The 11206-nt window shown below is 73.0% G+C and carries 7 protein-coding genes; 2 read left to right on the top strand and 5 right to left on the bottom strand.

What is annotated here, in order from left to right; translation table 11 throughout:
* Positions 1-118: 118 nt before the first annotated feature.
* The 5 genes from cphA to VFZ20_RS22720 form a co-directional block, all read right to left on the bottom strand.
* On the bottom strand, positions 119-2791 hold the full coding sequence (gene cphA / locus VFZ20_RS22740; RefSeq protein ID WP_329686247.1) for a cyanophycin synthetase: 2673 nt from the start codon (positions 2789-2791) through the stop codon (positions 119-121).
* A 44-nt stretch (positions 2792-2835) separates the two neighbouring features.
* Positions 2836-3039: a hypothetical protein gene (locus tag VFZ20_RS22735; protein WP_329686246.1), complete on the bottom strand. Its 204-nt coding sequence runs from the start codon at positions 3037-3039 to the stop codon at positions 2836-2838.
* A gap of 616 nt (positions 3040-3655) precedes the next feature.
* Positions 3656-5785, bottom strand: coding sequence for a DUF3488 and transglutaminase-like domain-containing protein (locus tag VFZ20_RS22730; RefSeq protein ID WP_329686245.1), 2130 nt, complete (start codon positions 5783-5785; stop codon positions 3656-3658).
* Complete coding sequence (locus VFZ20_RS22725; protein WP_329686244.1) at positions 5782-6876, bottom strand: DUF58 domain-containing protein; 1095 nt, start codon at positions 6874-6876, stop codon at positions 5782-5784. Before VFZ20_RS22725 ends, VFZ20_RS22730 begins: the two co-directional genes overlap by 4 nt.
* 444 nt (positions 6877-7320) lie before the next feature.
* Entirely contained in the window at positions 7321-8295 is a 975-nt protein-coding gene (locus tag VFZ20_RS22720) for a MoxR family ATPase (protein ID WP_329686243.1), read from the bottom strand.
* A gap of 34 nt (positions 8296-8329) precedes the next feature.
* Between VFZ20_RS22720 and VFZ20_RS22715 the strand changes: the two genes are divergently transcribed.
* The gene (locus VFZ20_RS22715; RefSeq protein ID WP_329686242.1) at positions 8330-8629 is read left to right on the top strand and encodes a hypothetical protein; all 300 of its coding nucleotides are present in this window, start codon (positions 8330-8332) and stop codon (positions 8627-8629) included.
* 372 nt (positions 8630-9001) lie between these two features.
* Positions 9002-11206, top strand: a 2205-nt coding sequence (locus VFZ20_RS22710; protein ID WP_329686241.1) for a hypothetical protein, incomplete at its 3' end; no start/stop codon positions are given.

Here is an 11206-nt window from a genome sequence, read left to right as displayed (position 1 = left end):
CCATCCGCCCGGTCCCGCTATTCCCTATTCCCTATTCCCTATTCCCTATTCCCTATTCCCTATTCCCTATTCCCTATTCCCTATTCCCTATTCCCTATTCCCTATTCCCTGCAGTTCCTCACAGCGCCGCCGCGCCGTCCGCGTACCGCTGCACGTGGGCCAGCACGGGCGGCACCTTGTCGGCCAGCACCATCACCAGGTCGCCCTCGCCCACCTCGCGCAGGGCGTGGTCCACGGCCTCCATCTCGTCCAGCACCGTCTCGATGCAGTCGCCGTGCATGCCGCCCTCGCGCAGGCCGTCGATCACCAGACCGGCCACCTCGCCCGGCGCGCGGCCGCGCGTGTCCGTGTCCTCCTTGACGATCACCCGGTCCAGCGACGCGCACAGGCGCCCCAGGCCGCGGATGTCCTCGTCGCGGCGGTCGCCGGGGGCCGTGATCACGCCGATGCGGCGGCGGGCAGGGATCTCCGTCACCATCTCCACCAGCCCCTCCACGGCGGCCGGGTTGTGCGCGTAGTCGATGAGCACCCGCGCGTTGCCCACCCGCATGAGGTTCAGCCGCCCCGGCGTCATGGACGGGGACGGGAAGAACGACAGCAGGCCGGCGCGGATGGTGTCGTAGCGCACGCCCTGCACGTACGCCGTGGCGATGGCAGCCAGGATGTTCTGCCGCTGGAACCGCGCGGCGCCGCCCATCATCAGCGGCACCTCGCGCACGGTGGCGATGGGAATGCGCAGCCGCCCGCGCCGGATGACGAACGTGCCGTCCTCGATGCGCGCGCCGATGCCGCCCCGCTCGATGTGGTCCTCGAACAGCGGGTTCTCCCCCTCGCGCCGCGTGCTGAAGAGCACGATGTCGCCGCCGCTGCGGTCGCGCATGCGGTACACGAGCGGGTCGTCCGCGTTGAGCACGGCGTGCCCCTCGCGCTTGACGACGGCGGGGACCACGGACTTGACCTCGGCCAGCTGCTCCACCGTGTTGATGCCGCGCAGCCCCAGGTGGTCCGCCGACACGTTGAGCACCACGCCCACGTCGCACTCGTCAAAGCCCAGCCCCGCGCGGATCACGCCGCCGCGCGCCGTCTCCAGCACGGCCACGTCCACCGTGGGGTTGGACAGGATGATGTTGGCCGAGAACGGACCCGTCATGTCGCCCTCCATCACCATCCGGTCCTGGAGGTACACGCCGTCCGTGGTCGTAAAGCCCACTGTCTTGCCCGTCTGGCGAAACAGGTGCGCCGTGAGCCGCGTCGTCGTCGTCTTTCCGTTGGTGCCCGTGATGGCGATGACGGGAATGGTGTACGGCTGCCCCGGCGGATACAGCATCTCGATGATGGGCGCGCCCACATTGCGGGGCGGGCCCTCGCTGGGGTGCGTGTGCATCCGCAGCCCCGGCGCCGCGTTCACCTCGATGATCACCGCGCGGTTCTCGCGGAACGGCACGGTGATGTCGGGCGACAGCACGTCGATGCCGGCAATGTCCAACCCCACCACGCCGGCCGCCATCTCGCACGCCGTCACGTTGTCGGGGTGGATCTCGTCCGTGCGGTCGATGGACGTGCCGCCCGTGGACAGGTTGGCCGTGGCGCGGAGAAAGACCTGCTCGCCCTCCGCCGGCACGTGCTGCTGCGTGAGCCCCCGGGACGCCAGGTACACGTCCGTGGCCGCGTCGTCGGGCAGGCGGGTGAGCGTGCGCGAATGACCCTTGCCCCGGCGCGGGTCCTGGTTGGCGGTCCGGATGAGCTCCGCCACCGTGCTGTGCCCATCCCCCACCACGTGCGCGGGAACGCGCTCCGCCACGGCCGCCACGCGCCCGTCGACGACGAGCACGCGATAGTCGCGCCCCGTGACGAACTGCTCCACGACCACGCGGCGCGAGTAGCCCTGGGCCACCTCGAACGCAGCGCGCACGCCCTCCTCGCCGGTGATGGAGCCCGAGATGCCGCGGCCGTGGCTGGCGTCCAGGGGCTTGAGCAGCACGGGCCAGCCGATCTCGCGGGCGGCGTCCAGCGCGGCCTCCACCGTGCGGGCCGTCATCCCCTCGGGCACGGGCAGGCCAATGGCGCCCAGCACACGCCGCGTGTCGTCCTTGTCCTGCGCGATCTCCACGCCGATGGCGCTGGTGTAGTCGCTCATGGCGGCCTGCACGCGCCGCAGGTTGCGCCCCAGCCCCAGCTGCACCAGCGAGTGGTTGTTCAGCCGGCGCACGGGGATGCCGCGGCGCCGCGCCTCTTCCACGATGGCGCCCGTGGAGGGGCCCAGGCGCGTGGACTCGAACAGGTCGTGCAGGTCCTCCACGCACGCCTCGATGTCGAACGGCTGGCCGCCCATGCACGCGCGCACCAGGCGCAGCGTCTCGCGCATGGCCTGCAGCCCCACCTCTTCTTCCTCGTACGCGACGATCAGCCACCACACGCCCGGATCGCCGCTCTCCACCACGCGGCCGAACGAGACGTCGGTCCCGGCCAGCGTCTGCAGCTCCAGGGCGACGTGCTCCATGATGTGGGGCAGGTGCGTGCCTTCCTGCAGCCGCTCCACGAAGCCGCCCTCCGTGCCGCGGGAGCACGGGTGCTCGCGCAGGCTGGGCAGCAGTGACATGAGCCGCTCGTTGAAGCCGGGGATCTCGGTGGAGGGCACGTCCTCCAGCGAGCCCAGCGTGACGTCGCAGGCAATGACGGGCGCCAGCCGCCAGAAGTTGGGGCCGCGCACGGCGCGCAGCCGCGTGACGCGCAGCTCGTCCGGGTCCAGCGGGGTCCCGGACGGGCGCGGATCGCGGATGACCTGGTTCATGGAGTGCGGATGGGCTTCCGGAGACGACGTCCGGCCGAAGGGTGTCAGTCGATGTCCAGGCGACGGCGTCCGTCGCGGCCCTGCATGGGCTCACGGCGGTCCATCCCGCCGGCGCTGGGGTTCACGGGCTGCCGGGCCCGTCCTGCCTCGGCGCAGTCGATGCGCCGCGAAAAGGCGCGCCGCTCGCCGGCCGCCGTGCGTGCCGCGTCCATGCGCGGGTTCAGCTCTCGTCCAGGGTACATCATCATGCACCTTCTGCAATTCTTGGATTTTCTCCGGGCGTATCGGGAGGCTCCGCCCGGCACCCCTGATCTGGCACGAAGTGTACCACCCCCGGTGTCACGAAACTGCCCGTATTTCGGGTAATTTTCGCCTCGGGACGGTACCGTGCGCTACGCGGACGGAGGGCGTGGCGGGCGGATTCCGGCGGGAGGGAGGGGATGGTGGGAGTGGGGAGATCAGCCGGGAGGGATGGATCGCGCCGGCAGCGGAGCGCCCCCCATCCCCGACCCTTCCCCCATCAACTGCATGGGGGAAGGGAGAACTTCGCCTTGGGCATCCGGATGCTCCTCGCCGGCAGCACCCCGACCCTCCCCGCTCGTTCCTCGCGGAGAGGGGAGAACAGATCGGCATCCGCCGATATGCTTCCTGACGGCGAATCTGTGCCTTGGTGCAGGCACCCGGCGCGCATGAAAAACCCCTCCCCCGAAGTTGGGGGAGGGGTCGACCGACGTTGCGAGGAACGAGCAAAAGGAGGTCGGGGGAGAGGGCCCCCCGTCGCGCAGCGACGGGGCCTGCCGTGCCTGGAATCTGATCCTCCGCCGGGAGCGACTTGCCCCACCAGCATCCGCTCCTCGCCCAGTCCTACCGCCCCACCAGCACGGGCTCCGCGCTCTCCTCCCGCTCGCCACGTGTCCTCGACTCCGGCGTGTCATCCGGTCCGCCGTCCCCATCGCCTCCCCCGCCCCTTCGAGCGCGGCGCGAATCGCGCAGGGCACGGCGGGCCTCGTCCAGGGCGGCGCGCATGCGGGCGCGGCCGGCGTCGCCGATGTCCTGGCCGCCAAAGCGCGCGCGGACGTACAGCCGCACCAGCTCCGCCGCCGGCACAGCGCCCGGCGCGCGCTCCGCCTCCAGCCGCTCGGTGAACTGCAGCGGCCCGCCCGCGCCACCCACCTTGGCGCGCTCGTACGCGCGGCGCAGGGCCAGGTACGCGCGCGTCTCCGCCGAGCGCGCGGTGCCCCGGCGCCGGCGCCGCACGCCGACCAGCAGCGCGCCCGCCACGCCCAGCGCGATCAGCACGGCGATGATGCGCGGGGCCCCGCCCGTGGACCGGCCCGCGTCCGCCCCGCGCGCGTCGTTGCGCGAGAACAGGTCCTCCACGCGGCTCAGGATGCCCAGCTGCTTCTCGAGGTTGTAGTCCACCACCCACTTGTACCAGCGGTGCTCCACCGCGCCGAACCACAGCGTGATCCCCCAGCGGCCGCCGGCGCCCTCGCCCATGAAGGTGTTGCGCGCCGGGGGCGTGGGATCGAACGGCACCCAGCCCACGCGGGGAAACCACACCTCCACCCACGAGTGCGCGTCGTTTCCCGTCACCGCCAGGTAGCTGCCGTACGCGTTCCACTCGCCGCCCAGGAACCCCGTCACGTTGCGCGCCGGGATGCCCCGCGCCCGCAGCAGCACCGCCATGGCCGTGCTGAAGTACTCGCAGTGCCCCGCGCGCCGGTTGAAGAGAAAGCCCTCCACCGTGGCCTCGGACCGCGTGCGCGGCAGGTCCAGCGTGTACGAGAACTCCGTCGTGAGGTACCGCTCCACGGCGCGCACCTGGTCAATGCGGGCCGTCTTTCCCCGCGTCAGCGAGTCCGCCAGGCGCTCCACGCGGGGCGCCAGGGGCGGCAGCTCCAGGTACGGCAGGATGGCCCGCGGGTCCTCCCACTGGTCGCTGTCGCGCAGCCGCTTCTCCGAGGGGAGCCCGTCCGCGAAGAGCACTGTGTACACGGGCGCGTCGCTGCCGGAGTAGACGATGTCGCCGCCGGGGTGCGGGTACGCGCGAATGGCGGAGCGGGGCTGCACGGTCAGGATGGGGTGCGGCCCAAAGAGCACGTTGGCCTCCGGCGGCCCGCCAAAGACGTTGACGCTGCGGATGGGCCCGCTCCAGTTGGTGCCGTACGCGCTGGGCCCGTAGTTGGGCCCCCGCAGCCCCTGCGTGCGCGACCACCGCTCGCCGTCGAAGTGGTCGAACGAGCGGCCCCGCCAGTACATCTCGTCCGACGGCTGCGAATCGGGGAACTCCACCCGGAACGCGACCTCGGGGTTGTCGCTGATGCGCCCGCCGTGCTGCCCCAGCCGCACCTCGTCGCCAAAGCCGGCCATCACCTCGCCGCCGCCGCGCCGCCCCTGCACGTTCCATTGGCGCGGCAGGCGGGGAAAAAGGATGAACAGCGACGCGCTCACCAGCAGCACCACCCCCGACAGCGCGCCGATGGTGATCATCATCCGCCGCCCCAGCCGCACGTCGGCCACATTGAAGCGCTCCGCCTGGCGCCGCAGGTAGCCCGCCGTCATGGCCAGCGTGGAAAAGACGATGAACGCCACGAACGACGCCGCGAACCCCACGCCCGGGTAGTACGCCGTGGCCGACATCAGCAGGGCAAAGGCGAGCAGGTACAGCCGCGTGTCGTTCTGCGCCTGCAGGGGCCGCACGCTTTCGGCCGCCAGCAGAAAGAGCAGCATGGCCATGACGGCCGGCAGGAAGTCGCCGCCCAGCACGAACGCCACGTACAGCATCCACGCGCACAGGCCGATGACGATGAGCCGCGACGCGCGCTCGATCCACCGGCTCCACGACTCCGGCGGCAGGCGGAACGCCGCGAAGCACAGCACGCCCGCGGCGGCCACGCCCGTGGGCGAAAGCCCCGCCCCGGCCATGAACGCCAGCAGCGCGCTGAGCGACATGGCCGCCGTGAGCCGGCGGTGCAGCAGGGCCACCGTCATCGTCCGCCTCCCGTCGCCGCCGTGGCCGTGAACACCTCGCCCCAGCCGGCCTCGCGAGACGAGGCGGCCACCAGCACGCACTCGCCCGCGGGCACGGGCGGCTCCAGGCGCCCCGCGTCCGCCCGAAAGCGCGCGCGGGCCAGCGCGTCCAGCACCCGCTCCAGCTGCGCGGCGCCGGTGCCCGGCCGCACGCGCGCGTCCTGCGTGGCCAGGCCGAACGCGTCGCCCCGGCGGGCGGCGCCGGCCGCCAGCGAGGCGGCGATCTCGGCCGCTGCCTCGGCCACGTCGCCCTCGGGGGCGCGCAGGTCCAGGCACAGCCACAGGGCCCGCGAGCGGTCGCGCTCGTACTCGCGGACGACGGGCTCGCCCACGCGGGCCGTCGTCTTCCAGTGCACGTCGCGCGGGTCGTCGCCGGCGCGGTAGGGGCGCAGGCCGCGGTACTCGCCCCGCGCGCCCGCCTGCCCCGCGAACGCCTCGCCGGAGCGGCGCACGCGCTGCCCGGCCGGCCGCGGCTCGCGGACGCGGCGGTCCGTGCGCGGCCAGACGATGGCCTCGCCCGGCACCTCCACGTCGCGCTCCTTCACGAACAGGCCAAAGGGAAAGCTCGTGGAGAGCGTGATGGTTTCCAGCGGATACACGCCGCGCTCCTCCCAGACGGTCTCCGCGCGCCCCGTCACCCACGCGCCGGGGTCCACGACGGGCACCCAGGCGCGCGCCTCCTCCTGGTCCTCTTCGCCCGCTTCGACGCTGAAGGCGGGCAGGCGGCGGTTGCCGTTGCGGAGCTCGTAGGTGATGCGGGCGGGCTCGCCGGCCGTGGCGCGGGCCACGCGGCGCCGCACCTCCAGCCGCCGCAGCATCTGCTCGGAGAGCCAGCCGCTCAGGGTGATGAACCCCAGCATGCCGCCCAGCATCAGGAACAGCAGGTTGTTGCCCGTGCCGATGGCCGCCACGCCCAGCAGCACCGACCCCGCGCTGAAGAACCACCCCGCGCGCGAAAACCGGATGCGCCGCGGGGGCCGCATCCAGCGGCGGATGCGGCGGCGCAGGGCCGCGAAGCGCTGGGCGGTGGACGATGGATTCCGATCCGGCATGGTCCGGGAAGGAGCGGTGGTACGTCTTCTGTGGATGGGGCGCGGCCGCGGCACTCGCCCGTGCCGCACCCAGCCGGAGCGAATGAATTCGCCGTTGGAAAGGAACGAAGTCCGCCTGCGCGGACTGCCCCAGCGCGGACCTGCCGATGTGCCCCGAGGCGGCCTTCGAAAGGCTTGAACGCCGCCGGAGTGCACAACGTCGGCACGCGGCAGGAGCGGTCGGCGCAGGCCGACATCACGTTGTCAAAGCCGCGAATTCATTCGCCGGGGGCTGGGGCGCCGCCACATCGATCGGACCCATAACCGGGCATTCGCCGGGGGCTGGGGCGCCGCCATACCGATCGGATCCGTCCCGGGGCATTCGCCGGGGCTGGGTGTGCCGCCCACGCCGCGTCGCCCTGACTCGAGCTGATTCGCTTCTCTGGATTGCCCAGCCCCCACGCCTCACACGGGCATGGGGATGCGGCCCAGGATCTCCTCCGCCACCGACACGGCCTCCTCGTACGCCTCGCCCGTGGCGGCGCTGGCGCCGGCGGGGAGAAGGCGGTGCGCCAGCGTGGGGACCACCAGGCGCCGCACGTCGTCGGGCACCAGGAACTCGCGGCCGTCCACCAGCGCGTACCCCCGCGCGGCCCGCAGCAGGGCGATGGCGCCGCGCGTGCTGGCCCCGGCGCGCAGCCGCGGCTCCGCGCGCGTGGCCTGGACCACGGCCATCAGGTAGTCGACGATGGAGCCGTCCGCGTGCACCAGGTCCACGCGCTCCTGCAGCGCCACCACCGACGCGGGATCCAGCACGGGCCGGATGCGCGCGATGGGGTCGCCGCCGCCCGCGGACTGCAGGATCACGTTGCGTTCCTCGTCCAGGTCCGGGTAGCCGATGGACAGGCGCATCATGAAGCGGTCCAGCTGGCTCTCGGGGAGCGGATACGTGCCGTGCTGCTCCAGCGGGTTCTGCGTGGCCATGACCAGGAACGGGTGCGGCAGCTCGTAGCTGCGCTCGTCGATGGTCACGCGGCCCTCCTGCATGGCTTCCAGCAGGCCGCTCTGGGTGCGGGGCGGCGCGCGGTTGATCTCGTCCGCCAGCACCACGTGGGTAAAGATGGGGCCGGGCCGCGTCTCGAACTCGTGCGTGCGCGGGTTGTACACGCTCACGCCCAGCACGTCGGAGGGCAGCAGGTCGCTGGTGAACTGGATGCGGCGGAATTCCAGCCCCAGGGCGGCCGTGAGAGCGCGGGCCAGCGTGGTCTTTCCCACGCCCGGGATGTCCTCGAACAGCAGGTGTCCGCGCGCCAGCAGCGCCGCCACCGACAGGCGCACGGTCTCGCGCTTGCCGCGGAACACGGTTTCTACCTGGCCGATCAGGTCGTGCAGGACGCGAAGGTCGATCTCGGGTACGGACGCGGGTACGGCGTTCAGCATGGACGCGTCGTGGGGTGGATTTGGATCGGGGTGGATGCGCAAGCAACCCTGTACACCGTCTCCGCCGGAACGGTCGTTTCCCCGGATCGGGCGGATCGGGCGGATCGGACGGATCGGACGGATCGGACGGATCGGCGGATCGGCGGATCGGCGGATCAGGCGGATCGGGCGGATCGGGCGGATCGGGCGGATCGGGCGGATCGGGCGGATCGGGCGGATCGGGCGGATCGGGCGGATCGGCGGATCGGCGGATCGGCGGATCGGCGGATCGGGCGGATCGGGCGGATCGGCGGATCGGCGGATCGGCCTGCCGATCATTAGCGATGCGCGATGAGGAGTGGCACCTGGCCGGATGTCGGGTCATGGGCCGATTCGCGTTGTCCCAGCCGGAGCGAATGAATTCGCCGCTGGAAAGGCACGAAGTCCGCCTGCGCGGACTGCCCCAGCGCGGTCCGCCGGAGTGCACCGGCGCGGCGATCCGGTCGGTTGAAGCCCTGTTCGCAGAGCGCGTCAGCGCGAGACAGGGCTTATGGCTGTCCCAGCGGCGGGTTCACCCGCTCAGGCTCGACGCCCGCCGTCGATGCGGGGACTACGTATCCCGTCTTTCGCACTCTCGCACTCCCGCACTCCCGCACTTCCGTCTGTCCCCATCCCACCCACCTCGCGCGTTATCCTCCACCGCATCCATCCGCCCGAATCCGTTCCGATGATCCGCCAATCCCTGCTGGTGTGCTCCGTCCTGCTGCTCGCGGCCCTGCCCGCCCGGTCGCAGACGCCCACCGTCCTGCCCGACCCGGGCGACGTGCGCATCGGCGAAGCCCGGCTGATCGCGCGGCTGCCCTCTCCCGGTGGCACGCGCGCGGCAGGGGGCACGCTGTCACCAGGCGGCGACCGCTACGCATTCTCCGTGATGGCGGGCGACAGCCTGCAGCTGTGGATGCTGGACGTCCGCACCCGCGCCGTACGGCTGCTCACGCCCGGAGGCACCCGCCGCCACGAGCTCCAGTGGTCCCCGGACGAAACGCGGCTGGCGTACTGGGGCGAGGTGGGCGGCGCGGACGGCGTGTTCGTCCTGGACCTGGCCACGGGGCGGGAGCGCCAGGTGTGGACGGACACCGCCGAGGCCGTGTTCGCCGCCACGCCGCGCTGGGCCGGCAACGACTCGCTCGTCTTTCGGCGCATCGACGCGATGTCGTTCTCCGGCCCCGGCGAGGAGCTGTGGATCGTGGGGGCGGAGGGCGGGCCGGGGCGGCGGATGGACCGGGCGGACGCGCGCGCCCGGCTGCGCGACGGCCATGCGGGCCCGGTGCCGTACTTCGGCAGCTGCTGCGGGGGCGCGCGGATGGCGCTGTGGCTGGAGCCCGCGCCGGGCGCGGCGGGACAATGCCTGGCGGGGCCCATCGGCAGCCACCGCGAAGAGGCCGCCTGGCTCCCCGCGTCCGGCGCGGTGGCGTTCCCGGCAAGCCTCGTCAGGCAGGACACGCTGTTCGACCTCTACGCGGCCGACCCCGTCCGCCGCGGTGCCGGACGGGTGCGCGCGCCGGCGCACGTCGGCGGGATCTCGGCCAGCCGGGCGGGGGACCTGGCGCTGCTGGTGCACCCGGCGCCGGGATCGCCCAGCGAGCTGTGGATCATCCCCGCCGGGCGGCTGCGCGCGGACACGGACGGCGACACGCTGGCCGCCTGCCCCGAGCCGCCGGCGGAGCTCGGCGCGTTCCTCGAAGCCCAGCGGGTGCCGGGCGTGCGCAGCGTGACGGTGAACGCCGAGGAGCCCCGGGAGCGGCTGGCGTTCTTCACCGTCGTCTACGGGCGGGAGATGGACTATGGCCTGTGGGAGTCGCGGGAGGGGCTGGCGTTCCGCGGCCGCGTGGGCTGGATCACGCCCGCGAGCAGCGTGGTGGAGGACGTCGAGCGGACCGGCTTCTTCGACATCCGCCCCGGCGACGCGTACCTGTGGAGCCGCGCGCTGCTGGGGCGGCTGGCCGGGACGCGCCTGGGCCAGGCGTGGACGGGGATCCTGCTGGCGGACCCGGACCTGCCGGATTCCGCCGTCGCCATGCTGGTGGATTCCGCCGCGCGGGCGGGGGACGCGGACCTGGCGCGGCAGCTGTTCGGCGCGGAGCGCGTAAAGGCCAACCATCGCTGGCTCGTCCGCCTGGCGGACGTGCCCTGGCCCAACGGCGCCAACCCCGCGCCCGGCCTGCTGTGGCCGCTGGCGCCCCAGGCCATCGCCGATCCGGGGACGCCGGAGCCCATCCTCTACGCCTTCGCCCTGCGGCTTCCCGGCCCGCACGGGTATGGGCCCGACACCACCGTCGTCCCCGTCGGGCGGGCCCTGGCGGCCAGCGCCACGGCCCGGCGCAGCGCGCGCATCCAGCAGCGCCTGGCGCTCCTGTCGTATCCCGGCCCGGCCGCGGACAGCATCCGCCAAGCGGCGACCGCGCGCCTGCTGGCCCATCCGCAGGTGACGGATTCGCTGCTCTTCCCCGTGGTCCGGGTGCTCGCGCGCGACACGGCGCGGGCCGCGGCGCTGCTGGACGAGCCGGCCGTCCGGCGCAGCCCGTGGCTCACGGCGCAGCTCGCGTCGCCGTATGCACCGCCGGCCGTGCGCGTGCGGGCGCGGGAGCGGGTGCTGGCGGATTCCGCCGCGTCGGCCGACGCGCTCGCGGGCGTGGCGTGGATGGTCCTTCAGCTGGGCGACAGCACGGCGCTGGCGGACCGCATCCTTTCCCACCCGGCCGTGCGCGCCAACGGCCCGCTGCTCGCGGCCCTGGTGTCAGAGCGATCCAGTCGCGGCTTCCAGGCGGCGCTGGCGCGGCGGCTGGCGGACGCACTCGCGGCGGTGCTGCGCGATCCCGCGACGGACGAGCGCGCGCTGTTCCGCATCGCCGGGCAGCTGATGCAATCGCAG

The sequence above is a fragment of the Longimicrobium sp. genome (assembly GCF_036280135.1).
GTDB lineage: Bacteria > Gemmatimonadota > Gemmatimonadetes > Longimicrobiales > Longimicrobiaceae > Longimicrobium.
The sequence above is the reverse complement of the archived record's forward strand: the minus strand, read 5'-3'. Positions and strand labels throughout refer to the sequence as shown.

Bases quoted from the DNA above. Each gene is read 5' to 3' on its own strand.
- VFZ20_RS22725 (WP_329686244.1), bottom strand. From the start codon at position 6,876: ATGCCGGATCGGAATCCATCGTCCACCGCCCAGCGCTTCGCGGCCCTG.
- VFZ20_RS22720 (WP_329686243.1), bottom strand. From the start codon at position 8,295: ATGCTGAACGCCGTACCCGCGTCCGTACCCGAGATCGACCTTCGCGTC.
- VFZ20_RS22715 (WP_329686242.1), top strand. From the start codon at position 8,330: ATGCGCAAGCAACCCTGTACACCGTCTCCGCCGGAACGGTCGTTTCCC.
- cphA (WP_329686247.1), bottom strand. From the start codon at position 2,791: ATGAACCAGGTCATCCGCGATCCGCGCCCGTCCGGGACCCCGCTGGAC.
- VFZ20_RS22730 (WP_329686245.1), bottom strand. From the start codon at position 5,785: ATGACGGTGGCCCTGCTGCACCGCCGGCTCACGGCGGCCATGTCGCTC.
- VFZ20_RS22735 (WP_329686246.1), bottom strand. From the start codon at position 3,039: ATGATGATGTACCCTGGACGAGAGCTGAACCCGCGCATGGACGCGGCA.